The organism is Candidatus Lokiarchaeota archaeon, from assembly GCA_014730275.1.
In the GTDB taxonomy this organism is placed as follows: Archaea; Asgardarchaeota; Thorarchaeia; order Thorarchaeales; family Thorarchaeaceae; genus WJIL01.
In genome coordinates this window covers 37,877-61,738 of record WJIL01000148.1, presented here as the reverse complement: position 1 = coordinate 61,738, position 23,862 = coordinate 37,877, and the positions used below count along the sequence as shown (strand labels likewise).

General features: G+C 45.1%; 25 protein-coding genes. 9 read left to right on the top strand and 16 right to left on the bottom strand.

Annotation, left to right across the window (positions count from 1 at the left end):
• The 6 genes from GF309_16760 to GF309_16735 form a co-directional block, all read right to left on the bottom strand.
• A partial coding sequence (locus GF309_16760; GenBank protein ID MBD3160434.1) for a hypothetical protein occupies positions 1–388 on the bottom strand: 388 nt, incomplete at its 3' end.
• Positions 389–461: 73 nt separating this feature from the next.
• On the bottom strand, positions 462–1,412 hold the full coding sequence (locus GF309_16755; protein MBD3160433.1) for a hypothetical protein: 951 nt from the start codon (positions 1,410–1,412) through the stop codon (positions 462–464).
• Complete coding sequence (locus GF309_16750; GenBank protein MBD3160432.1) at positions 1,412–2,299, bottom strand: glycosyltransferase; 888 nt, start codon at positions 2,297–2,299, stop codon at positions 1,412–1,414. The genes GF309_16755 and GF309_16750 overlap by 1 nt, the downstream gene beginning before the upstream one ends.
• Positions 2,300–2,720: 421 nt before the next feature.
• Positions 2,721–3,488, bottom strand: coding sequence for a hypothetical protein (locus tag GF309_16745; GenBank protein ID MBD3160431.1), 768 nt, complete (start codon positions 3,486–3,488; stop codon positions 2,721–2,723).
• 172 nt (positions 3,489–3,660) lie between these two features.
• A complete protein-coding gene (locus GF309_16740; GenBank protein ID MBD3160430.1) occupies positions 3,661–5,256 on the bottom strand; it encodes a hypothetical protein in 1,596 nt (531 codons plus the stop codon).
• Entirely contained in the window at positions 5,234–6,658 is a 1,425-nt protein-coding gene (locus GF309_16735; GenBank protein MBD3160429.1) for an FAD-binding protein, read from the bottom strand. The genes GF309_16740 and GF309_16735 overlap by 23 nt, the downstream gene beginning before the upstream one ends.
• Before the next feature lie 123 nt (positions 6,659–6,781).
• Between GF309_16735 and GF309_16730 the strand changes: the two genes are divergently transcribed.
• The 3 genes from GF309_16730 (at position 6,782) to GF309_16720 (ending at position 8,704) form a co-directional block, all read left to right on the top strand.
• On the top strand, positions 6,782–7,264 hold the full coding sequence (locus tag GF309_16730) for a hypothetical protein (GenBank protein MBD3160428.1): 483 nt from the start codon (positions 6,782–6,784) through the stop codon (positions 7,262–7,264).
• Complete coding sequence (locus tag GF309_16725) at positions 7,207–7,713, top strand: hypothetical protein (GenBank protein MBD3160427.1); 507 nt, start codon at positions 7,207–7,209, stop codon at positions 7,711–7,713. The genes GF309_16730 and GF309_16725 overlap by 58 nt, the downstream gene beginning before the upstream one ends.
• Before the next feature lie 259 nt (positions 7,714–7,972).
• Complete coding sequence (locus GF309_16720; GenBank protein ID MBD3160426.1) at positions 7,973–8,704, top strand: hypothetical protein; 732 nt, start codon at positions 7,973–7,975, stop codon at positions 8,702–8,704.
• 80 nt (positions 8,705–8,784) lie between these two features.
• Here the strand turns inward: GF309_16720 and GF309_16715 are convergent, their stop codons facing one another.
• Positions 8,785–9,087 carry a hypothetical protein gene (locus GF309_16715; GenBank protein ID MBD3160425.1) on the bottom strand — a complete coding sequence of 101 codons (303 nt, stop codon included), beginning with the start codon at positions 9,085–9,087 and terminating at the stop codon, positions 8,785–8,787.
• A gap of 75 nt (positions 9,088–9,162) precedes the next feature.
• On the opposite strand from GF309_16715, the gene GF309_16710 reads away from it, so the two are divergent.
• Positions 9,163–9,891 carry a hypothetical protein gene (locus tag GF309_16710; protein MBD3160424.1) on the top strand — a complete coding sequence of 243 codons (729 nt, stop codon included), beginning with the start codon at positions 9,163–9,165 and terminating at the stop codon, positions 9,889–9,891.
• Between the two features lie 5 nt (positions 9,892–9,896).
• Here GF309_16710 and GF309_16705 read toward each other — a convergent pair whose 3' ends face one another.
• The gene (locus tag GF309_16705; protein MBD3160423.1) at positions 9,897–10,724 is read right to left on the bottom strand and encodes a hypothetical protein; all 828 of its coding nucleotides are present in this window, start codon (positions 10,722–10,724) and stop codon (positions 9,897–9,899) included.
• A gap of 116 nt (positions 10,725–10,840) precedes the next feature.
• Between GF309_16705 and GF309_16700 the strand changes: the two genes are divergently transcribed.
• Positions 10,841–12,295, top strand: a complete 1,455-nt coding sequence (locus GF309_16700; protein MBD3160422.1) for a hypothetical protein — start codon at positions 10,841–10,843, stop codon at positions 12,293–12,295.
• Between the two features lie 10 nt (positions 12,296–12,305).
• On the opposite strand, the gene GF309_16695 is transcribed toward GF309_16700, so the two are convergent.
• Positions 12,306–12,743 carry a hypothetical protein gene (locus GF309_16695; protein ID MBD3160421.1) on the bottom strand — a complete coding sequence of 146 codons (438 nt, stop codon included), beginning with the start codon at positions 12,741–12,743 and terminating at the stop codon, positions 12,306–12,308.
• A gap of 142 nt (positions 12,744–12,885) precedes the next feature.
• Between GF309_16695 and amrS the strand changes: the two genes are divergently transcribed.
• Entirely contained in the window at positions 12,886–13,929 is a 1,044-nt protein-coding gene (gene amrS, locus GF309_16690; GenBank protein MBD3160420.1) for an AmmeMemoRadiSam system radical SAM enzyme, read from the top strand.
• Positions 13,930–14,052: 123 nt separating this feature from the next.
• Complete coding sequence (locus tag GF309_16685) at positions 14,053–14,904, top strand: hypothetical protein (GenBank protein MBD3160419.1); 852 nt, start codon at positions 14,053–14,055, stop codon at positions 14,902–14,904.
• On the opposite strand, the gene GF309_16680 is transcribed toward GF309_16685, so the two are convergent.
• From GF309_16680 to GF309_16650, 7 genes are all read right to left on the bottom strand, one after another.
• Complete coding sequence (locus GF309_16680) at positions 14,894–15,736, bottom strand: radical SAM protein (protein ID MBD3160418.1); 843 nt, start codon at positions 15,734–15,736, stop codon at positions 14,894–14,896. The two genes, GF309_16685 and GF309_16680, sit on opposite strands and share 11 nt — an antisense overlap.
• Complete coding sequence (locus GF309_16675; protein MBD3160417.1) at positions 15,730–16,185, bottom strand: hypothetical protein; 456 nt, start codon at positions 16,183–16,185, stop codon at positions 15,730–15,732. The genes GF309_16680 and GF309_16675 overlap by 7 nt, the downstream gene beginning before the upstream one ends.
• Positions 16,186–16,217: 32 nt before the next feature.
• Positions 16,218–17,219, bottom strand: a complete 1,002-nt coding sequence (locus GF309_16670; protein MBD3160416.1) for a hypothetical protein — start codon at positions 17,217–17,219, stop codon at positions 16,218–16,220.
• A gap of 47 nt (positions 17,220–17,266) precedes the next feature.
• Entirely contained in the window at positions 17,267–17,938 is a 672-nt protein-coding gene (locus tag GF309_16665) for a hypothetical protein (GenBank protein ID MBD3160415.1), read from the bottom strand.
• Positions 17,939–17,974: 36 nt separating this feature from the next.
• Entirely contained in the window at positions 17,975–19,123 is a 1,149-nt protein-coding gene (locus tag GF309_16660; protein MBD3160414.1) for a hypothetical protein, read from the bottom strand.
• Positions 19,120–20,658 (bottom strand): DNA topoisomerase VI subunit B, encoded by a 1,539-nt coding sequence (locus GF309_16655; protein ID MBD3160413.1) that lies wholly within the window; start codon positions 20,656–20,658, stop codon positions 19,120–19,122. Before GF309_16655 ends, GF309_16660 begins: the two co-directional genes overlap by 4 nt.
• An 80-nt stretch (positions 20,659–20,738) precedes the next feature.
• Positions 20,739–21,608 carry a hypothetical protein gene (locus GF309_16650; GenBank protein MBD3160412.1) on the bottom strand — a complete coding sequence of 290 codons (870 nt, stop codon included), beginning with the start codon at positions 21,606–21,608 and terminating at the stop codon, positions 20,739–20,741.
• 152 nt (positions 21,609–21,760) lie between these two features.
• On the opposite strand from GF309_16650, the gene GF309_16645 reads away from it, so the two are divergent.
• Both GF309_16645 and GF309_16640 read left to right on the top strand, forming a co-directional pair.
• The gene (locus tag GF309_16645) at positions 21,761–23,158 is read left to right on the top strand and encodes an FAD-dependent oxidoreductase (protein ID MBD3160411.1); all 1,398 of its coding nucleotides are present in this window, start codon (positions 21,761–21,763) and stop codon (positions 23,156–23,158) included.
• A gap of 239 nt (positions 23,159–23,397) precedes the next feature.
• Positions 23,398–23,850: a hypothetical protein gene (locus GF309_16640; protein ID MBD3160410.1), complete on the top strand. Its 453-nt coding sequence runs from the start codon at positions 23,398–23,400 to the stop codon at positions 23,848–23,850.
• Positions 23,851–23,862 lie beyond the last annotated feature (12 nt).

The following is a 23,862-nucleotide window of genomic DNA, read 5'->3' as shown; positions in this document are numbered from 1 at the left end:
CGGCGAATCGGGCAGATCGTTTAGCTCCTCCAAGTTCGATTCCCTCTTCGAATGATTCCCCCCAATGAGTATGATAGGCAGTTATGTCCGCATTCGGATATTCTCTTCTAAGTAGATATAGAAGAAGGGCTGAGTCGATACCTCCTGAAAGCATCACTCCGATGCTATCTGAGGCGTAGTCATCAACGGAGTCGTGAATGGCCGCTGAAAAGATTCTGTTAATTTCTTGGAAATTGGGTTCTTTTTCTTCAGCAATACCATTCCATCTTACATCGAATGGATAGTTTGGCATTCCTCTTGGATAGAGCGACGATTCAAATGGGTGTTCTTGAAATCGTTCCCCAAGAGTCCGGAAGACGATTTCAAGTGCATGTCTATCCACTTGCATTTCCGTGACCTTCTTCTGAGAGTGTGTCTAGTGGACTTAAAACACCTTCTTCAAATACAATTCGAAAATTGGTTCACTCTTCTTCTTCTAGTTTCCGTCTTATTCTACTAGCAATTCTGTCAAGCTTCGAAGACTCAATGCATGAAGGATTAGAAAGATTCACATCTGCCGAAACACAAACACCTGTATCTCTTGAGCGAATCAATCCGGCCTTCCTCATAAGCATTCTTCTCATGCTATAGAAATGAATAACCACTGAATTATGGCAATGCCAATTTCCCCTCGTCCATTCTTCGATATAGCCTTTCAGGAACGCTAACGGGTAGTAATCCTTCAAGAACAGTACAATCGCGTAGATCAGTGCTTCGGGCAGCCCCCATCCTAGATAGTACGTTCTTCGGCCATAGTTGAACTGCCCCAAGGAAGAAACCATTCTGGTGGGTCTGGTTACTTCTACAAGGACGTCCTCTAGCACAAGAAGCTCGTATCCAGCGCTTAGGGCTTTCAGATTCCATAATGAATCAGGATCCAGATCCCAGTACTGACCTGCTGTTCTTCTAGCAACTTCTCTCCTCACGAATTTCCCGGTTCCCATGGGAGTTTCACTTCCTTCTTCCCCTCTGATTCTCCCTGCCATCACCCCCACCTCTGGAAGTCGTTCCAACAGTCTAACGCAAAACTCGATATACCGCTCAGGCATTTTGGTATCGGCATCGACTTTGAGCAGATAGTCAAATCCTATTTCATCATCTTTTGCGGGATTAAGCATATCGACATGTTGGAAGGCGACTCCTTTCCTATTTGCATCTGGGGATTCTTTTGGTGGCATTTTCACTAGTTGATAGGGAATTGGATATTCACTGAGCATGTCCAGAAACAGGTCTGTGGAATCATCTGTACTACCGTCATCTATTAACAACCATAAATCAGGAACCATACTCTGACTTGCCATATTTACTACTAGTGACTCGATATTGTCACGTTCATTGTAATATTCAGTAATCGCGATGATTTTTGCGGTCACTATCCGCCCTCCTTGAGGCTATTAGTTACGATTCGTGAGCTTTCTTTGGGAGATACTCCCCTTTTATTTAGATTCAACCCCAGAAACTTGTTGAGAGCTGACATGATCTTTCGATATAGCTCTTTGTCATAGTACTCACGGATATCCTCATCTTGACATCTCCATGTCCCTCGGTGATATTCCTGCCAGTATCCTCGGAGGAAATCCGAGTCTCGCTTTGTCAGAGCCTTGACGATTGCATATCTCGGGCGCACACCCGCGTAGTAAGCAATGCGTCCGGCTCTGAACCTACCTTCTGAGCTGACAAGATGAGACGGTTTAGACTCAACCTCTAAATCATCCATAATCTCTACATCAAAACCCATTTTGATGGCTTTGATGTTGATGAACGAATCTACAGATATATCCCAATACTTTTCGATGGACTGTATGACTTGGGAACGAACAATCTTTCCTGTGAACATCGGAAAATGTCGCTTTTCCTTCCCTGCAATTTGGCCCGACACAACACCTACCAAGGGATGAGAGTCTAGAAACTCGATGCCTTTCTCAAAATACTCGTGGGGAAAGTGGGTGTCAACATCAGCTGTCCCGACATAATCGACTTTTCTTGCCAATTTCTTCAGAAGTGGTTGTGCCTTGTTCCATGCAACCCCAAGAGTATCCAAGTTCCCTCTATCCTTCTGGGGCATAGAGACAACTTTCACCTCAAGGTCTTCTTTTCTAGCTGTTTTAACTCCTACTTCCGTACTGTCATCTGTAGAACCATCATCTATCAAAACAATGCAATACGGTTCTAGAGTTTGATTTGCAATATTTTCTATGAGTTGTGGAAGCAGTTTCCGTTCGTTGTAGTATTTCGTTACTAGAATGTATTCCGAAGTCATACCGGCTTCACAATCCCCTGCGACAATTCGACGCTACCCATTCGTAGTTTCTAGATGTAATATCAAACACTGCTGGACACATCGGAACGAATCGTGTTGTACTATAGAGGCCAGGATTCATGTTTTATGGTTTCCTCTTGATATGATGAGCTTCTGTTTTCTCACATTGACTATACGGTGGAATCAGTCATTTCTCTCTTGCAACTGGGTAGTGGTGCTTCTTTAACAATCACTTGGGCTATTCAGGTCTCAGATGTTTCTTGAGTAGTTTCACCATAGAGTCTACTGCATATGCCGTAGTTGGAACCAGAGCTGGATATAGCGCCCAAACAAATCTGGCATCGAAATGAGCGAAGAACAGTCCGATACCCACGAAGCCCAGCGCTGGTACTGCAGTTGAAATCAAATACTGTTGATTTTCTTAAGACTGACCATTGTTCTTCCTCTGGTACAGCAATCCTATCGCTATAACCACTAGGTATGGCACCATAGCAACGAGGAGGGTCTTCATCGTCGAGCTGAAAAGGTCTGTAAAAGCACGAAGATGAAAATGCCATAAGAAGCCGGGGTTTGAAACTGGTGTGACCAAGCGAATAACAGCGTATCCCAAAGGTGCTGGTACCAACACAGCGGGAGAGAAATCCCTTTCCAAAAGCAAATACGAAGCTATACCAATCAATGCGATCTCTTTGAGAAAGACACCGATGAGTAACACCAATCCGATTTTCCACCTTGCTTTGTTTCTGATCATCATTAGGAATGCCAGAGACAAGCACAGAATCGCCCCTGGATCTACGAGTACTACCGCTCCATAGTACATCACAACCCACGATACCGAGTAGATTGTTGAAGTTAGAAATGCAATTGGGATTGAAACTTCGTATTCCTTTGCAATATAGAAATAGACCCAGCTAAGTAGTACTATGAAACAGAGATTCAAAAATGAAATTGTGATTTGAGGGACAAATGGTAGAATAGCAGCAACAAAGGGCAACAATGGACGATACGCAAATGGAGCATTCAGCTCGGAAGCTGATACTTCCCCGCGAAAGAATCCAATCATTTCCATATAGTAATGGCTGTCTGGGTACTGGAAACTGAATCTCACAAGGCATGCCAAAGCGGTTATGACCGCCAATAATATCAATGCTACTGTTTCAACCTGTCTTTGACCCATGTCCGTGTTCATTTGCTGCACACTCGCCTGTCTACTGCTGGTATTGTGGTGAAACGGTCAGTTCGGATCAGTGCTTAGCTTCTGCACCTAGGTTTGCATTGCATTCTGCATGTCAAATAAAGATGGGGTATCCTTACGTTTCGGTTCATATTCTTTCTTTAGCCTATGAGCCGCTGAAATCGATTTAAATCAGCCCTGCTTTCTGGGCGAATTTCCTATAGCCCTTCATGAGAAGCTTCACGATGTTCCTTCTGAGATTGAATTTTATCCACTTCTCATCAGTCGGATCCTTGAAGAATTCTCCGAAGCGAGCCGCGTATTCGTCCTCAGATTCTTTTGTAAAAAGCTCCTCGACTGCATCTTCAGAGAACATTAACTCAACATCTGGATTCTCAGCACGTCTTGGATTTACCTCGATTTCGCCCTTGTCCACCAATCTAACGTGGAACCTGTCTCCTTCTATTTCGTAGTCTATGACCGCATCCTTCTTGAGACCGTCGAAAATCATGGGGTGTTCCCGAAGGTATTCCATGAATTGTTTCTTCAATGGGTCTTCTTCCTCAGCCTTCTTGCCTTTCTCTCCTTTCAGGTATGGCAGAAGGAATGTAGGCAGATCGGTTACTACCATATCACTCTTATTGTAATCAGCTCCGTCTACCAAACCGCGGTGGCAGAATGGGCAGGCTGTAACCAAAGTTTGAGCTCCAGTCCGTTCAGCCTCTTCAATCCTATCTCCTGCAACATCATTAGCAAGATCCCCGAAACTACCTTTCACACCGCCTCCAGAGCCACAGCAGTGAGCATAGCGCTTATTGGTTTCCATCTCAACCAGATTCACATTATCAACAGCCTGGATGACACGACGAGGTGCTTCGTAGACCTCAGCATGTCTTCCTAGATGACAGGGATCGTGATAGGTTATGGTGATTTCTTCCGGAGATTCAAAACTAATCTGTTCATCCTGTATAAGCTGGTCTAGAAACTCGGTTATGTGAAGAATCTCAAAGGGATACTCATATCCGTTTTCAACTGCGTCAACCTTCCAGGTTCTGTAGCAGCCAGCACAGGAAGTAATCACTTTGCTTGCTCCTGTTTCCTTGATTGCTTCGATGTTGGCTGTTGTGAGCTCATCAAAGGCATCGATACGTCCGAGCCTTAGGAGAACAGAACCGCAGCATTTCTCATCTTGCAGAATGGTGAAATCTACTCCTGCGCGGTCAAGAAGTTCTACGGTTGTTCTTGCGATCTCTTTCTCCCTGTACGCACTGGTACAACCGACGAAATAGACTACGTCTGCCTTCTCAGGAAATTCTCTATCACCAAAAACGTCAAGTCTCTCATTTCTGGCTTCTTTGTACGGGTTACCTTTGCTCACGATGGAGTCTTCGATTATGTGATGCTTTTCCATATCGAATCCTTGCTCAACCAAGTCCTGCCTAAGGGCTTCTGTCATTTCGGGAAGTCTTATGCCATCCGCAGTTGCCGTGCAGGTCTCTTGGCAGCTCTTGCAAGTTGTACAGGTAAAAGCCCAGTCAACCAAATCCTCGCTTGGTTCGATTTTCCCCTCGATGAGGTCGTTCATAACCATGATTCTTCCACGACAGGAGTATGCTTCGAATCCAAGAACATTCTTCACAGCACATGGCATGTAGACATCTCTGTCTGAAGCAACTGTCTTATCAGCTAGAGAACAATCTCCGCAACGAGCACATAACCAAAGGTCTTCTTGGTATTTTGAAAGATGATCGAATTCCATTCTAGTCAGTCCCCCTGAACACATGAGGCGCCATTATGCCATTCGGGTCGATGGCGTTCTTTACCTTCCAGTATGTTTCGATGAAAGGTTTCTCTGTATTCTCTAGAACTCGATCCTCCCACAGCAGCCCGTTCCAGTATGGACAGCCTCCTGTATCCATGATAACATCGAGCATTTCATTCCAAGCCTCAAGACCAAGCTCCATTTTCTCTTCGTTTGGAGGAAATAGCGTGACCCATCCTGTTGCGTAGGTTCTTTCGGCACCCAGACAACTGGCTATCCATTTTATGCCCTTATCAAGAAGGTCATATTTCTCAAAAATGTTCCACATCTGTTCCATCATCTTGGGAATGGTCGGAATTGGCCGCAAATGACATGTATTGAGCCAGAAACCGTTGTTATAGAGCGGTTGGACCAGATTGAACATTTCGCCCCAGTGCATCTGTGAGGCGAAATTTCCAAGATCTTTGCCTCCGTGATTAAGCGCTATTTCTCTGACTATCTCCATTTTCCGCTTTGCAAGCTGTTCATCAGATTCCTGGACTACTGAGGCAAACATAGCATGAATCTCGGGGTGACTGTCAAGGAATCCTGGGAAGAATGTATCCGTGGATTGGCGATCGGCAAGAAGATTAAGCTCTTCTGTAAGACCGCGCTTCTGAACCTCCAGAAATGCATCTGTGGCCTTCTGCAGGTTTTCAAATCCGAAATCACCATACAGTTTGTGCTCTGCTGCTGGGTAGATTTTCAGAGTTACCTTGGTTTTGACACCAAGTGTCCCATGGTCTCCCAGAAAGATGCCGGTCATATCATTGTACGAGGAATACCGACCGAAGAGCTTGGCATCTTTATTCCAGCCTGTTCCTGTGTGTATAACATCGCCGTTTGGGAGTACAACCTCAAGTGAAACAACACCTTCGTCAGAAGGTCCGAATTTCGAAGCTGCGTAACCGATGCTGTTGATGCTCGTGGAGCCGCCAACAGTTCCGACATTGCCTCCATATGGCCCTCTGAAACCAAGCTTGTAGCCTTTTTCATGGAGCCGATGGATAAGTTCTGCCCATCGTAACCCTGCTCCGACAGTAACAGTCATCACATCTTCATCAAGATTGACAACTTCATCCATATTCACCATGTCGAGCATTACCGCCCCCTCAACTCGTGGCAAACATGAACCACAGATGCCGTTCCTACCACCAGCAGGAATGATGGGTGTTTTGGTGTTGTTACAGAGTCGGACGATGTCCTGTACTTCTTCCACTGAACCCGGCATCACTACTATGCCTGGCCGTTCTGCCTGCAAATGGCTGGCATCTTTGCTGTACGATGAGATGATTACCTGATTATCGCTTACTTTCTTTTCTCCAACGATGTCAACCAGTTGCTGGTAAAGGGGGTGGTCCCCCGCAGCCTTTACTATGCTCAAATCAGAACCTCTTCTAGGGCGTTGCAGTCCGGATATATGTACTAAACGATATGGGAAAGCTGACTGCCAATAATAATAGAAGCTTTATCTTGGTGTGCCTGTTCTTTGTGGTGAGGATTTCGAATGTCCCGAATCGCGGTTGTCTTGGGTCGTGGTGGTCATACCGCTCAGACCTTTGCATTGGTTGATCTGCTGGGAGATAGATTTCAGTATGTCTACTTGATTGGCCTGCTCGATTCTTTGACACCCAAAAAGATTCAGATAGACGGATCCATCTTACCTGTTCTACCCCCGCGTCTTCTACCACAGGATTCCAAGATTCTTTCGGCTGTTCGGACAGTTGTAACTCTGTTCTTGAGTTTCCTCTACTTTCTCGTGTTAAGACCTGTTGCTGCTATAAGCTGTGGCACGGGGATGACTGTTCCCATCTTTCTAGCGGCGCGGATGCTTGGTATCCCGACTGTCTTTATTGAGAGCATGTCTCGAGTGGAGAATCTTTCAATAACGGGACGATTCCTCCTGAACCGGACGGATTTGTTCATGGTTCAATGGCCACAACTTGCAGACAAACTGGAAGGAGTAGTATACGGAGGACAGCTGTTATGATTTTCGTAACCGTTGGAACTGCACATTATGACCCCCTGATTATTGCTATGGATAGATATGTGCGGGATGGAAGAATAGACGATTGTGTTATTGCCCAAATCGGGCGGGGCCGCTATGAACCCTCCAGTTTTCGGTATTTTCGGTTCATTTCATCATTAGAATCAGCATACAAAGCTGCTGATGTTATCGTAAGTACGGGTGGTGCAGGGACAACTATGGAATGTGTCCAGAAAGGCCTGAAACTTGTGGTTGTTGAGAATACAAGCCTTATGGAAGGACATCAATCTCAGTTAATTGGAGAAATGGCTCGACGTGGGCATCTGCTATGGTGTAGGGACTTGGAGAATTTGCCCATGCAGATTAACGAAGCGAAAGAAACGAGCTTTGAACCTTTCGTAAGCGATGAACCCACGGCCCACTTGTACATCCTCCAGATGTTGAAGAACTAGGCCAACACTTGTTTGTAGATTTATTTTTCGTGGATTTCCAGTCTCCTTTCTATTTCGCGCGAAATAGCACCGTCTAAGAGACAACAAATTCATCAAATCGCGCGTTCTTCTTACCCAGATACATATCCGGATAATACCCAGCTTATCTTTCCGTATTGCGCTGATTTGATGCTCTCTTTATATTCTCTCACGCCTTATTCCACTGGAAACAGAGGCTAGTAATACTCAGTTCTCTGATTTCGACCAGGAAGAGACAACCATGGCAAGTGGAAAACAATTAGAAGTACGAGGCGTTGGCCTAGCAGTCAAGCTGTATAAGATTTCAGGTCTTAATATGACTGCAACGAAGCTGGCTGCGCTTTTGAGAGATCATGAATATTCACCCGAAAATGATAGAGATATCACATCTGGGTTCGTATCGGCTCGCAAAAGTGGCGATTCCGTAAACGCTGAGTTTGCAGCTGGATTCACGGTATCTGTCTCTCGCTACGACGAAGATGGAAACATGGTCTTCGAAGATCATGTTAGTGTTGATAATGCTGATGTCATTATCAAAGTCGACCGTGGTACAATAGAGCTTAGGGGATCCTCAAGAGTTGCTGGAAAATTCCTCAGGACCTTTATGAATGTGACAGATGCTGTTGTGTCTCCCCTGAATCTTGACGGTGGCACACGCAAGCTTTTCGACCGAGCATCTGAAATCTCTTCTGTGATTCTGAGCGGTGTTGAGAAAGGTAATCTCAAGCAAGCTGAATTCAGCGGGGATGGAATCGAAACAGAAGAAGAAATCGGTCTTTACACGAGACGATACAATGCACATATCAGCAGATTCAGAGGGAAGTTCGACTACCCCAGCAGGACAATGTATACAACCTACATCAATGCACCTGAGGGAAGCTTCGTCATGTATAGACGGGGTAAAGGCATCAACGAAGAAGACTTGAACTGGTTAGTTGAACTGATGGAAGAATCAGCACTCGAAGCGATGTAAACACCGGGCTGGACTGGCTGTCCTTCCCCGGTATACACCTTTTTTATTGTGCCTTCAAACTCAATCGGCTTTGAGAACTCTTATTGTTCCTTCATGAGTTCGCCTGTTCTTTTCAAGCCTATAATCGTACGAGTATTGTCGACATACCATCGGGTCTTATCACGGAATTTTGGCCAGAACTGGAAGAAACGTTCGGCCTCTTCAGTTTGAAGCATAAGGAACCCATTCCATTCTGATCCCCATGCATAGCTGAAATCGCCAACAATTTCAATATCCTCTGGCCATTCCTCTTCAGTGAATTGTAGCCAGAATTCCCTCGCCTTTTTGGACTCCTCCGGACTGAGCAGCTTGAACCTGTAGAACACGACAAACGCATAGGTCATCTGATTGTAACCGAGAAACATAAGAATGCGATGCATTAAAAAGATTAGCGCTGAAGCCAGAGGTGAGGTTGGACCGTGGAGCGCAATCACAGGATTGTGGCACGTGAGTATACTCATGCAAGCGTTCCATATCAGTTCCAGTGGAGTGTTGCCAATCATCAGAAACTGGGCAATACAAAGGGTGATTTGGCCGCTTTATGGGCACATCTGGAGGCCGTTCGTGATGGCACCATTCCGACTGAACCATTTACCAGTCCGTTTTTTGCTCGAGCGTCCTCTCTAGGTTTCGAGAAGATGTCCAAGGCACGATTGGTTGGATTAAGAAAGCGTCTTATGAAAAATGGCCAACTTGTTCGCGATTTGAAGAGTAAGCTTGTAGGGCAAATCCGTGATTACCATAGAGAGCTTGGTGACCATTCGTATCGTGCGGATCATTCTATTCTCGAGGAGTTTCTGAAACAAGATTGTAATTCAATTGCAATCGAGGTACCAGTATGGTCAATGAAGCATTCTCTTTCTGGCCATATCGATTTAATCCGCTTTGGTGATGAAGTAATCCAGGTCTGTGACTATAAGCCTGGTCCGTTGCATAAGACCGCTCAACGTTTCACGAAATCAATCCCTCAGGTAGCAGCCTATGGCGAAATGATGGCCCAACGCCTTGCCGTTCCCCTTCGAGAAGCTTTGGATGCAGCAAAGCTCCCTGCAATTGAGTGTTGCATATTTGATACACATTCTTGTTGGAAATTTGGAGCGGAGCTTTATGTGAACCTGCTAGCAGCAAATATGATTTCGGGCGTGTAGATACTTCAAATATCTACTATCGACATCTGAATCTGTTCGGAGATTGCCACTCTGCTAGAGCCGTTACCATTAAGCTTGACACTAAAGCTAGGCCTCTCAGAAACAAGCCCCTCACGTATCCTTGAGAAGTATCGCTCATTGAGAACTCCAAAACTACCCAGGGAGGCATCGATTGGAATCCATCCTCTATTTTGAATGAAAACTTCACACCATGCATGAGGTTCAGGCTCGGAGCTCCCCTTAAAGAGGTGACCGACTACCCGTCTAGCTGGAACTCCCACAGACCGGGCAAGAGCTACAAATATATCTGCACACTCATCGCAATCTCCTTCCTCCTCCCGAAGAGCCCTTGCAGCACCTTTCCTTTCCGTCAGGTGCCTCCGTAATTTGATTCGCTGCTTTGCAATTTCGAACGCCAGACGAGATAGTGACTCGTGTTCGTGTGCAGCAGTCCTTATGCGTTCGGCTATTCTAGAAATGAGCGGATCCTCGGTTTCCCAGTATCTGTCAGGATTACAGTATTTTTGCTGGAATCTCTTCAGAGAATTGTAATTGCCGTCATTTTTCTCCATAAGCCAATCTCTAGTTGTAGTATCGAGACGGAGAATGACTGTCGGGTTGAAGCTCTCTCCAGGACTTATTTCGGGCAGGTTCATAATGGCAATCATGTTCTTTTCCAGCTCTTCCGTTATACGAGCTGGGGGAAAAACATCAAAGCTATCAACAAACTGATTCTCCATGTCTGTGTAGAGATGCCAGGTAAGCCTCCCCTCTTCAATTGCTTTCTCACCGATGTTTTGGATTCTTCCTTTCATCTCAATGAGAAATCGCAAAACCACATCCCCTGAATATAGAACAACAAAAACCCTGAATAGATTTATGTGTTATCCACGTGGACAGTACCTAGCCATGCTTGCATGTACTACTCAAGAAATGAGGTCTTCCACCAATGTCTGATGATCAGAGAAGAAAAATTGGGGACTCTGACGATGTCGTTGACGAAATGCTCGACGATTTGGGTGTCGATGAGGAGATGAAACAAGAGCTAATCGAATCAGGACGGATATCCGTAGATGTCTTCAGAGTTGCTTCAGCAGATCAAGTTCGCAGAAGAATCGAAATTGAAAAGAGCATGGATAGATTTCGAGATAATTTGAAGAAGGTCGAACGGAACCTTAACCGAGTTGATAATTCCATAGACCGAATTGAACGGGATTTGATTCCCGTAGTGCTATCTTTTCTTGTAGGATTGAAAGGTGACTTGGTGAACCTTCGTGGGTCAATAGTCGGAAGAAGCAAACGAAGGGCGAAAACAAATCTTCAGGCAGAATATGTTGAAAGCGAAGTGAAGAGCATTGTAGAGGAGGAATTCAGCGAAGTCGAGGAAACCCTCACCTCGGGTATGTCTACTCCTATCTTGGGGAAGGTTCGGGATTTAACAGACAGCCTACAAAAGACTATGAAGACAACCTATGAGGAATTCAGTGACCTCAAGACGAGTATTGATGATTACGTCCAAAAAGCCTCTACTGAACTCGAGTTCTTATCAAAAGAACTTACGATGAAGCCTGAGGCGACCGTGCCAAAAGAAGTAAAGAATGAGATGAAACAGCTTCAGTCCCGTGTGGACAGTCTGGAGCGGGAAATTGGTGTAGCAAGAGAGAAACTACAGAATAGAGAGGCAGAAATTGAAACACTGAAAGAAAGACTTCAATCTGCTACTGAAACCAAAGAGAAACTGGAAAACCGCATTGCGAAGATGGAAGCTACTCCTGGTGCAGAAGCAGAGGTAGTGGCTGATTTGCGACAAACAGTGAAGTCACTTGAGGCTTCCAAAGATGTGGTGGAACGGAAACTTGAGGAATCTCGTCAACAGAATGAAGAGCTTGCTGCTCAAAATAGCGAGTATAAGAACAAGTTGGTCGAACGGAAACTTGAGATTGAAGAATTGAATACGAAAATCAATCAGTTGAATGATACTATAGAGCAGATGAAGGAGAAGACTGAAACGGTTGATGATCTCCGTGCTCGGCTTCGCTCTTTCGAATCTGGCGACAAAGCGCGGGAGCTTGAAAGAACAAGAAGCGAACTGGAACGGGTATCAGCGAATCTTGAGCGATTATCGAAAGACCATGAAGTTACCAAGGACCAGCTAGCTGTCACGACTCAGAGACTGGAGGGCTATCTTGGCCTGATGAATCGTACAGAGAAGACCAAAGCCTTTCTGATGGTCGAGGAACATGGCGAGATGTCACTAAGAGAAATAGCTCGTTCTTTGGGTGTTGCACCCGCGGTTGTTAGGCAATGGGCTGAGGAGTTCGAGGATATGGAAATAGCAAAAATAGTGGATGATCAGAAACTAGTGCTTGGAGAAAAAATGCAGGAACCCGTTAAGAATAACTGATTCAGTTACGTTACACTCCGGCGACCCGTTCAATAAAATGGCCGATTTCTAGTAGCTCATCTAGCAAGAGAGCGCTATCATAGAGACGCTCTACATCTCTCTCAGACTCCTTATTCCCATTGATATATTGTTTTACAGCGGGACGGAGAACAGTATCAAGATATCGTGATCTGAGAGATTGAAGCGTTGAGACTAGGCCCTGTTTTATTCGATTTCCTTTTGCTAGCTTGTCTAGTTTCTCAATTTCATCCGGACATGTGGACTTGGCTGAATCAAGAACATCTGAGGATAGCAAATTCGTTCTTAGAAGTTGCATATAGGTGTGCTGAGCACCCTCAGGATTCTGGACTGCCATATACTTCGTTTCGGCACATTCATCTAGAACGGGGCGTCTTGACTTGGCTATTTTTTCTAGCAGGCCGCCAATTCTGTCAAAGGACTTACCCATATGCGTTACCCATCCAAAGGTATGGCAAATCTCCTTTTAATTCTGTCTGGCGTTCAGCGAAATGCTAGGGTTATGGCTAGATTCCAAAACAGGATGCGGCACCATAACAGGCATAAGAACCGATGTCTACGTCTTAGCTGCAATGAAGGAAGCGGTGCTGTATACAAAGCTCGACGATGGCGTACGCTGCGATCTGTGTGCTAGGAGATGCGTCATCAAAGAAGGTGAGACTGGCTTCTGTAGAGTTAGAGCTGTGCGAGACGGAAAACTCTACACAAAAGTATATGGTCTCATAGACGGGCGTGCAGCTGATCCAATAGAGAAGAAACCGCTCTTTCATTTTGCCCCTGGCTCAAGTACGTTCTCCATCAGTACTTCATCGTGCAATTTCAGGTGTCAATTCTGTCTCAATTATCATTCTTCGCAGAGACAAGAGCCGGTAGGTACAGAAATGAAACCCGAAGAGATAGTAGAATTCGCTAAGAAACAAGATTGCAGTGGAATAAGCTACACCTACACAGAGCCTACCATTTTCATGGAGATTGCACACGATACCGCTAAGATTGCAAAGGACAATGATATGTACAATACTTTCGTAACAAATGGTTACATGACCCGTGAAGCCATAGACTACATCGCTCCGTATCTAGACGCTGTGACTGTTGATTTCAAAGGCAGCGGCAACAAGGAATTTTATGATGAATACATGAGTGTTCCTCGAGTCAAACCCATCTATGATTCCCTTTCGGACTTCAAGAAGCACGGTGTGCATATCGAAGTTACGGATCTCATCATTCCTGAAGTGGGGGACAAAGAAGAAGATACGCAACATATGGCGGAATGGATAGTGGAGAATCTCGGCGAGCGAACCCCGGTTCACATAACCGCTTTCGGACCAACCTACAAAATGACCGACATTCCACGTACTCCTCCCGATATGCTACGACGTCATATCAAGATCGCAGAGGATGCAGGATTGATTTTTGTCTACTCTGGAAATCTGGCTGGTGATGACCATGAAAATACATATTGTCCGGAGTGTGGCGAGAAAGCAGTTGGAAGATGGTCAGTATATCTGAAAGAGAATAACCTGTCAGAAGACGGTACTTGTCCAACCTGCGGTACTGATTTAAACATGCAAGGCATAAAATGGATGGGCAAAGGCAGCAGGCGAAGATTGTTCTAGAGACGTCTTGGAGCTGGCTTCAACAATCAAAGAAAGAAGAGTCGTATTCCTAAGCGATAACCTTATCCGTTGAATTGGACACCATCCGCCCCCGGGGTCATGGATATGAGGAGCAGATTAGGTATGGAAAAAGCTGATGTTTCTAACGTCCGATACATCTCAGTCATACGTCTCGAAGGAGGGGAATCTATCGTCAATATTCCTTATGGAGAAATGGCTGTTGACTCTGATTTGATAGCTGGTTTCGTTACAGCTGTGATTATTTTCGCCAAAACACCAATTCGAACTATTCGGAAGGCAAATTACGATATCTTGATTGAAGTAGGTGAGTATGTTCTTGTTCTTATGGTAATTGATCCCGTGGAAAATGAAGAACCCTACCGAAAGAAACTCAGACGCATCCTAGAAAACCTTGAGGAGAAACATGCCGAGAAACTGGAGCATTTCGAAGGAGACATACGCCGATTCAGAGAATTTTCCCTTGAAATACTGAAGGAGTTTCCCTTTTATCGTCCGAATTTAATGCGTATTCCCGTTATGAAGTCTACTAAGGAAGGCATTCCGTTCAGGGTTGGCTTGGTGGACAGAAAACTGGAACAGCTTGAAAATTACATAAACGGGAAAAGAACTGTGGCAGAAATCATGGATCAAATTGCACTTTCTGAAGAAGAAGTCATTGCCCTTATTTCTGCACTTGCAAAATATGATTGCTTGGAATTTCACCGACGTCTGGAAGGTAGTGATGTACTAGAAAAATCCGATTGTCCAGAAATAGCACTACGAAAAATATCTGGAATGTATGGGATTGCAGAAAAAATCATGGCTTCTACGGATGGAAAAAAAACTATTGATGAGGTAATTTCAAAGCTTCAGGCGGATGAAAGCGTTGACTATGATGAAAGTGCTCTATGGTTTGTCATCAAGAAAATCGTGGATGCAGGATGTCTGCAACTTGTTGAAGGCTCTATAGAATAGTATCGTTCCCTGGTATGCCTACCACGTCGCTCCTGCATTGCTTGCAATGGAGAAACTGAGGGAGATATTTTGATCCAGCTTCTCTCGCAGCCTGTAATTCGCTTTCACTAGGTGGACGAAGATCAGACATATTGTCCAACGGAACCAACGGGATTATGTTCTGCATATCCACTCCAATATCTGCCAATACCTTGGAAAGGCCTTGCATCTCATCTTTGTTGATACTGGGTATGAGGATTGTATTTACCTTGACATGAATTCCAGCAGAGACTGCTTCGAATATACCGCGGATTTGTCGATTCACAATCTCCTCGGCCATTGAAAGCCCTGTAACCCTGTTACCGTCAAATCTGGCCCATTCATAGATTCTCTCAGCTGTGGAGGGATTGTAGGCACTCATTGAAACGGTAATCGTGCGAACTCCGAATTCGACAAGACTGAAAAGTTTCTCTTCCAGGAGCGTTCCATTTGTGCTAAGACAAAATTCCAGCTGCTCGTATTTTTTCCGTGCCCGTGAGAACAGCTCGAGTGTCTCTGGATTTGCCAGTGGCTCCCCTGGTCCAGAAATGGCAGCTATTTGCAGATTCTCCCTGTGTTGTATTTCCTTAGCCAGTGAAGTTAGTGCTTCATCTACAGAGAATAATTTTGTGGATAGACCAGGCTTAGATTGATGACAATTGGCTCCAAATTTGTGATCACAAAATCCGCACTTGAGATTGCATCTGCGGGCAACAGGAAGGTGGATTCTTTCCCAGAGTTGCCTTCTTTCATTCGACCAACAGGGATGATGCTCAAATGGGTACTCTTGCAAAGCATTCAACCATCTTATAATATGCCCTTGAGTATTCGTGCGGCTTTGCGACCCGCTTTCTTTGCATCATTGAATATGAGGCCTAATTTGGCATTGTCTGGGGCAGTTACTGTGAGCAGATAATCACCAGGAATAGAAATCACTAGTGTTGTTCCGAGTGTTCCTTCTACAATGATTGATTTTAGTTCCCCCTGTTTCAATTCTGTTACAGCCATTTCTCCTGCTGACTGTATGCCTCCAACGATTGCAGCAATGGATACTTCTTCGACACCTGAATGGATGTGACTGACTAAGGGCAATCCCTCCACCGAGAAGAGAGCAGCTCCGAGTATGGGAGATTTATTGGATAGCTCTACAAGCAATTCCTTGAGGGGTTCAAGGACCTCTTTCCTCTGATGCTGCAAATCTTTTTCCTCCGAATGTGTGATATGTGATGCAGATACTACCTTCTTGATGATTTGGGGGCAAATAAAACTTCAGCCTACCTCTTAGATTGCCTTTTCTACCCAATTAATCGCAAGGAAGTGACTTTATCACTGTGCAATAACTGGGCGGGTAGTTTCATCACTCGAAGAACATCGTTAGCGGCTTCTTCAAGCCCTTCTTTCTGCAACATCTCCTTCATCTCTAGGCCTGTTGTTATTGCCACACCTTTGATTGGTTCTCCCTTCTGGCAAGATTCTATTAGTTTCTCAGCTGATACCAGTTTCGTCTTTAGGTTGATTCCTCTCTGTTTCTTCAGATGCCTGATTCCCTTGAGAGCTATACCTCGCTTCTCTCTCTGTTCCTGTGTGTATGTCCGTTTTCTGCTGATTCTTCTAAGCCGAGGAAGTCCCCTTTCAATCAGTTCTTTCGATGTAATCTCAGACCCATACAAATCCCTCACACTTTTTGTACTGGTCGTTACAAGCCACGAGGAACCATATTCTGCCTGATATCTCATAGCTTTCAACAATTCTGATTCACTAACTAGCGTTATCGATCTGTATCCCTTGTATTCTACAGACATAGACCATTCCGGATTGCCCCCTCTAACAAGCAAATCAGGAGATAGTTTGCCTCCTGTTGAGGGGATGCTCTTGGTGGTATCGGGTAGAATCTTCTCAATCAGTAGCGAAAAGGCATGATGAAATAGATTGTGTCTGAGATTTCTAGCTTCTTGAGGATGTCTGACGCCTGCATCTCTGAAAAGCTTGGGCATCATCGCGTTATAGCCTGTTTTTTTGCGCACCTCGCTTTTCGTTGTCATTTTTCCATATTCGTGGTTTTGTTGTACAAGTCGAATGGCTGCTTCTTTGGCGAGGAGATTGTACGCATTTGAACCAATTTTCTTCTCGTTCTTTCCTTCTTCTTCAAGCTGCCGTTTTGCTTCTCTATATGCCCAAGATACCACGTTCTTAGCATCGTCCCCCAGCAAACCAAGAATGGAATCAATTTTCCTCCATAAATTGTATCTTTTCACATGCTTCTTTATGGGCTGTCCTATGATGCTGCGATCACTCAATATTTCTCAACCTGTACCTTCGTTTCGGAAGCTACACTTACCAATCCCTAAAGGATGTCTTTTATCAATCTCGCTTCCTGCGTTTGTTCATCATATTCAATGAGATTGGCATTTGCCAAGTCATGAATGGCCTTGAGAACTTGTGCAGGTTGAATCCCCGTGCTGTCTGCTAAGTGTTTTCTGTTTATTGCGGTTTGCGTATCATGAAGAGTATAAAGTATTCGGGCATGTGGTTTACCATAGAACACTGTTTCCAGAAGCAACACGTAAACGCCTAGTAAATCACTGACATCAACCTTCTCTTGTAATGCTTCTTTCTCTGCTGATGTTTCACGATACAACTCCGAAACCCTTTCCAGTTTCTGAGTGATTTGTCCCATCTCAGCTTTAAGCTCATCGCGTTCTGTCCGCAGAGTTTCCAGTTCTTGATCTCTAGTTGTTTCTGCACTTTCAAGCTGACTTTTCAGTTCTTCAAGTTTCTCTGTTTTCTCGGTTAATTCCTTTTCCAGCCTGTCGTTTTCGGCTTCAAGTTTACTGAGTCTTTCTTCTAGGGACTCAAGTTTCTCCTCTGCAGCCCAAGCTTTCTCTTCAGCTTCTCTACGTGCACTCCGGAGCTCTTCATTCTTCTCTTCGAATGCATCCCGGTCATCCATCACTTTTACGAGCTCGTTTTTGAACTCGTCAAACAATCCAAGCAATTCTTCCCTCTTTTGGGACATCACAGCCATCCTCGACTCATCAAAGCCATTCGCGACTTATATCAGTTTCACATCATATTGACGGGCCTTCTCTCGGATGTAATGAATGTAGAATTCTTTCAGTTCAGCAAGAGGCATTCCAAAGGCCTTGAAAGCTTCGAGTTCTCCTTTTCGTCGTTTTTGAATGAGAACATCATTTTCTCGCTTGAGAATCTCGTTTTCCTTGATTGCCGGTATGTCCTTGTTCTGACGAGCGCATCTCATATCAGATTTCGACATAGGCTCAAGCGTATGTTCAATAGATGCAAGTAGCCCGTTACTTGTCCAGAAATCATCTGTTGTAAGGCCAATGAGATTGGCATCTGGAGCTGCTAGACCCTGGATGTTGGCTAGCTCTATACTATTGCTTTGGATTGTCGAGAATATTCTCAGAGACCACGGAGACATGTCCACAAGAACCAATATCGGGATCTCTTCCTGTGATAGCTTACGAATCCATGCTCGCATATTGCGACCGGGTTGTCCAAAAAGAGCACCGACTCCAATATCAATTTCCTCGGGGATTTCCAATTCAATCAGGTTTCGCGCCATAGCTTCCTTCTCTACAAAAACTGCAGCCTCAATATTCAAATCATGAATTTCAACTTCTGAGGGCCTTGACGAAATGAACCAGCCATACTCGCCGGCTGCATCACATGTGATTCTTTTACCTGACAAATCAGAGAGAGTGACATCGCCATAGAAGGTGCCTTTTGGAGAGCTTACAACGCCGAATTCCTCACGAGGCACCGAATGACCATTTTTCCGTAGAATCCTTTCACACAACTTGATAATCCGGTTAGTCTCATTCTGGCTACCGATTTTCAGGACCTGTTTTACGTCCTTGACTTTATGCATGTAGTAGAAGTCACGCAATGACATCGACATACCTTGCTCAAGATGCTCTTTGAATCTAGATAGGCCGTATGTAAGCCCAGCAATCATTTTGGCGCTTTTCACCTTGCGCCCATCCATGTACGAGGGGGAATCATCCACGTGTGTATACCCCGATTCGGGCTCGTATTCAACATTTGACTTGGAAGAAGCGTAATAGCCAATTTCTGGGAAGTAACCGTCATTAAGAGTATCTGCAAGTGTGTCTAGCACGTTATTGATGAGCGGAACTACTTCGTCGTCAGCTCGAATCTCTGTCCTACGTTCGGTCACTGATTACATCCCCCTTGAGGAAAAAGAGCTTCAATCGAGACTTTTTGACCTGTGGATTCTGAAAGCGTACTCGATATGAATCTGTAATACTGTTGCAATTTGTTCTTCTTTCGCCGTTTTCTTCGCGCTCTATGTTTTCTTCTCACGTTAGTTGCAATATCTCGAAGACACTGTTTGAAACCCAGGTCAATTTCACGTCTGATGCTGTCCACATTACCGATATACTCCTTACCGACTGTCTTGTAAGGAATCTGGGTTGAACATATGTGTGTAAAGAAAGCGAGTTTATCTTGTTCATCCAAATCATAGTTTCCAAGATTCAACTCCCGCATAACTTTGTTTGATACGTCCGAGCCTTCGTCGTATAGCAAGGGAATTCGGTTTGCAAAACGATAGAGGTCCAAACCCTCTTTGATTTCTCCACCGTAGGCCACACCCACTTCGACGATAAATGGATGCCCTTCGTATACGCTTGGTTTTCTCCGACACACGGCAAAAAATTGTGGTTCGAGCCTTTTGATTCCTGCTGAAAGAACTTCTTCGCCAGCTGGGGACAGAGCAGAAGCTGAAGGGGGAAGGAACTCTTCAAAGGTGTCTATACCCCTCATGAGCTGCTTTAGTTCGGCTTTTGTCAGGTCACTTGGATTTTTCTCTGCATCGAGTCCACAGTGTTCCAGAAGGTTTTCGGCGGTTACTTCTCCCACTCGATGAAATGCGCTTCTTAAGAATCCGGCCAATGTCCAATTGTCCGCTACACTTAACATCTTCTTGAGCATCTCTAGATCTATTCCCTCTGGGTGGGGTTTCATTTCAGAAGGCACATCGGGCAGGGAGCTTGTTACACGTTTGAATAGGAGATGCTCGTCATCTGGATTTTCAAATCTAAGAGACGCGTAGGGAGCGATGATACTGGTTTGCCTGAAATAGTCAATGATTCTTCGTTTGCTTCTCAGCCAGTCACCTTTGAGATGGTAAGAAACTGTAGTGCCGTGACCTGCCTGATTCTTCGGGAAATCTGTTTCTTCAAGGATTATTGGTTCATTCGCCTCAATATCAAGCTGTAGAACAAGTTTATGCCCCACGGGTTCCCCATGTTCTCTTGTTTTGATTTCTATGGGGTTCTGCGTTGTAATTTGTCCATAAAGGAGGGCTAAAGCCCCACCGAGACCGAATGTTCCCCGGCTCTGTTTCTGGGCATATTTTGTACCCGTTAGCATCTTGCCTAACAACTTAGGTGCATTCTCTGGGCATATACCGGTTCCATTATCCTCAACGGTCAGACAGTAAAGCTGAGGTCCAGCCGCAAAAAGATCTTCGCCATCATCCAGCGAGCTTTCTCTCTGAAGTGATACCGATATTTCAGGTAGTACCTTGGCCTCTTCACAGGCATCAAGAGCATTCTCCACTAATTCCCTTACTGAAACATACAGGGATCGGGCCGGATTGTCAAACCCGGCGATGGTACGGTTCCGATAGAACCAAGCGGAGACTGATAACTCCTTCAAACTGGAATCTGCGCCGCCAGCTGATAGCATAGTATTCTTTCACCTAGCCTACAGCTCCCATGTGATACTGATTACCTATGAAGCGTAGTGTTATCCCAACATCACAATAGCTAGAGGACGAAGAATGCGAATATGAGAAGCGCGGCTAGTCCAGCTGCTTGGATTGCCCATATTTTCTTGTTCCATTGCAGCACCGTACCCCCATCAAATGGTTGAACCGGTATCATGTTGAACAGGCCAAGGATGCCGTTCAGTTGTATGCCATATGTAATGATGAAGTTGGCTGGAAAAACAAAGATTCCCAAAACAGACAAGATGATTGCTACTCCTGACAGAATCAAACCCATAATGAAATTGGATAATGGTCCCGCCAAGTTGGCTTTACCATGTTGTTCAAGTGTTGCTCTTCCTCTGGTCATGACGGCTCCGGTACCAAACACTGGAAACCTGAACAAAATGGCCATTGCGGAAAGTATGTAGCCCTGGAGCGTCATGCGGAATTCACTCCACAGTCCAAAGCTTTGTGATGTGAATTTGTGTGCCAACTCGTGTACCATGAAAGCAGTAAGAAACAGGCTGATGGTTGCTACTGGGTACCACCATAGTGGTGAAAACAACCAAGCCAACCCCCCGATAATAGGTGGGTTCCCGGTTAGTGATAAACCAACAAGAACTACCAATACTGAAGCGATGAGCAAATCCTTGATTTCTCTTTGTGAAAACCGCTTCTGCTTCCTTCTTCTCTTCGGTTGTGATGTTAGTTCGGGAAGCAGTGAAATGGATAACCCCTTGCTCTGTTCGGGTTCCACCTTTCTTGGTGCCTGCGGCCTCAATCGCTTCTCTCGAGCTCGTTCATGCACCTCTTTCATAGCTGGACAATTGTGGTTTTCAGGCAGTCTATGATCTGCGCAGTACGGCATATTGCAGTATGGACACGTGAAACAAAGGTCTTCTTTTCCGCAAAGAGAGCAACGAGTCATAGTTGGCTTCAAGTTGCAGATATTCTCTCTTCATATTTACGTATGCATTGTGGCGACCATATTCTGTGAGTCTCCTTTACGAAAAGCCTTAAGTTGGAGTGCTCGTGCGTCGCGTGCGGTTGTCAAGTACCTCCTATTGGAGTCAGACCCTGATGGACTTTGATGTTGCTATTGTGGGCAGTGGTCCTGCCGGTATATTCTGTGCTTTGGAGCTTCTGAGGAATAAACCAGAACTCCGGGTGAAAATACTGGAGCGCGGCAAGCCTATTGAAGAACGACACTGTCCCAATTCAAAGGCAGCACGAGGATGCAAGAAATGCCAACCCTGCCAAATCTTAGCAGGGTGGGGTGGTGCAGGAGCATTCTCTGACGGTAAACTAACGATTTCACCCCGAGTAGGTGGCTGGCTCGATGAAATAATCGGTATGGATCGTCTGAGCGAACTCATAGGATACGTGGACGATATTTACCTTGAACATGGTGCTCCAGAGAAAACCTATGGCTGCGATCAAGACGAGATTGAGGAATACTCTCGAAAAGCAGCTTTGGCGGGAATGGAACTAATTCCTCAGCAGATACGCCATATGGGGAGAGAGGGCTGCATCAGTGTTATGACCAGCATGTATGATGAAATATCCGAACATGCTGAAATCAATTTCAATACTGGGGCTAAAGAGCTACTTGTCGAGGATTCCAAAGTAGTAGGAGTCGAAGCAAACAACGGAGAAGAATCTGTCCGGGCCAAATATGTAGTGGCTGCTCCTGGGAGGGTAGGCAACGAATGGCTATCAAACCAAGCTGAAAGGTTTCCATCATTACAAACCGAAAGCAACTATGTTGACATCGGTGTGCGTGTGGAGATACCTGCTCCTGTCATGGCAGATATAGCAGAGGCACTCTACGAGCCCAAATTGATATACTACAGCAAGCAATTTGATGACAAGGTTAGGCTCTTCTGTTTTAATCCGCAGGGCTATGTCACGACAGAATACTATGATGAGATTCTCACCGTAAATGGTCAATCCTTTGCAAGCAAGAAAACCAGAAGCTCGAATTTTGCTCTTCTTGTTTCAACGAAATTCACGGCACCATTCAATGAACCAATTGAGTATGGTAGATCAATAGCTAGACTGGCGAACATGCTGGGAGATGGTGTCCTCGTCCAGCGTTTATCCGATCTTCGTAGAGGAAAGAGAAGCACGGAGAAACGGCTTTCTAGAAGCCCAGTGGAGCCAACCCTCCCTGCAGCTTGTCCTGGAGATCTTAGTTTTGCTCTCCCATACCGCCATCTTAGCTCGATAATGGAAATGCTGGAGGCTTTGGATGAACTCTGTCCGGGTGTGGCGAGCGATGGTACTCTACTATACGGAGTAGAGGTGAAATTCTATTCTTCGCGAATCGGGGTTGATGCCTCACTTGAGACGGAAGTCGAGAATCTATATGCGATTGGAGACGGAGCCGGTATAACAAGAGGCTTGATGCAATCATCGGTATCTGGCGTCGTTACAGCAAGAGATATCCTCACCAAAGAAGGAGTAGATGTTCCTTGATTGTTTTGGGTATGCCTGCATTCTCTTTCTTCGATATATGACTTGTACTTACCATTAGAGAAATGATGGATAGCACGTACCCTTCCTAACATTTATATATCTAGGGACTACTTGGTACTATAGTAACAGTTGGTCCCTAGTTGACCAACGTGCAAACATGCACAAAACGGAGTCCCATTTGTGACTCTCAGGGCGGCATAAAGCCGCCCGGGACTTCACTGGATGGGAGGTAGGATATTATGACAAATATTGATGATAATTTCGATGAATTTGACGCTCTATTTCGCAAAATGCTTCGCCAGTTCTTCTCTGGTTCGCCTGCGTTTGGTGGTATGATGGGCGAAACGCGTAGAATCGGTCCCCAGGCTGAACAGGGAACGACTCCCAGAATGGGCGAATCTGATGAGCAAGAACACCGGATAGAGCGCATTGACCTTGATGATAGAGTTATTATTGTAATTGACAATTGTAAGAATAGCGATAATCCTGAAGCTCATATTGAAGGGAGAGAAGTTGAAGTCACACTGGGTGAAGCTGCTTCACACGGTCATGATTTCGAAGTTCCATTTGCGGTTGACGTCGAAGAATCAAAGATGACATTCAGAAATGGAGTAGTTGAGATCACCCTAGTCAAATCCGAGAAGGAAGATGCTTCTTCGGACTTCAATGAAGGTCTCCTTAAACCAGAATGAGGGAGATGTGAG

Bases quoted from the DNA above. Each gene is read 5' to 3' on its own strand.
- GF309_16750 (MBD3160432.1), bottom strand. From the start codon at position 2,299: ATGACTTCGGAATACATTCTAGTAACGAAATACTACAACGAACGGAAA.
- GF309_16745 (MBD3160431.1), bottom strand. From the start codon at position 3,488: ATGAACACGGACATGGGTCAAAGACAGGTTGAAACAGTAGCATTGATA.
- GF309_16740 (MBD3160430.1), bottom strand. From the start codon at position 5,256: ATGTGTTCAGGGGGACTGACTAGAATGGAATTCGATCATCTTTCAAAA.
- GF309_16730 (MBD3160428.1), top strand. From the start codon at position 6,782: ATGTCCCGAATCGCGGTTGTCTTGGGTCGTGGTGGTCATACCGCTCAG.
- GF309_16725 (MBD3160427.1), top strand. From the start codon at position 7,207: ATGGCCACAACTTGCAGACAAACTGGAAGGAGTAGTATACGGAGGACA.
- GF309_16720 (MBD3160426.1), top strand. From the start codon at position 7,973: ATGGCAAGTGGAAAACAATTAGAAGTACGAGGCGTTGGCCTAGCAGTC.
- GF309_16715 (MBD3160425.1), bottom strand. From the start codon at position 9,087: ATGACCTATGCGTTTGTCGTGTTCTACAGGTTCAAGCTGCTCAGTCCG.
- GF309_16700 (MBD3160422.1), top strand. From the start codon at position 10,841: ATGTCTGATGATCAGAGAAGAAAAATTGGGGACTCTGACGATGTCGTT.
- GF309_16695 (MBD3160421.1), bottom strand. From the start codon at position 12,743: ATGGGTAAGTCCTTTGACAGAATTGGCGGCCTGCTAGAAAAAATAGCC.
- amrS (MBD3160420.1), top strand. From the start codon at position 12,886: ATGAAGGAAGCGGTGCTGTATACAAAGCTCGACGATGGCGTACGCTGC.
- GF309_16685 (MBD3160419.1), top strand. From the start codon at position 14,053: ATGGAAAAAGCTGATGTTTCTAACGTCCGATACATCTCAGTCATACGT.
- GF309_16665 (MBD3160415.1), bottom strand. From the start codon at position 17,938: ATGTCCCAAAAGAGGGAAGAATTGCTTGGATTGTTTGACGAGTTCAAA.
- GF309_16655 (MBD3160413.1), bottom strand. From the start codon at position 20,658: ATGCTATCAGCTGGCGGCGCAGATTCCAGTTTGAAGGAGTTATCAGTC.
- GF309_16650 (MBD3160412.1), bottom strand. From the start codon at position 21,608: ATGACTCGTTGCTCTCTTTGCGGAAAAGAAGACCTTTGTTTCACGTGT.
- GF309_16645 (MBD3160411.1), top strand. From the start codon at position 21,761: ATGGACTTTGATGTTGCTATTGTGGGCAGTGGTCCTGCCGGTATATTC.
- GF309_16640 (MBD3160410.1), top strand. From the start codon at position 23,398: ATGACAAATATTGATGATAATTTCGATGAATTTGACGCTCTATTTCGC.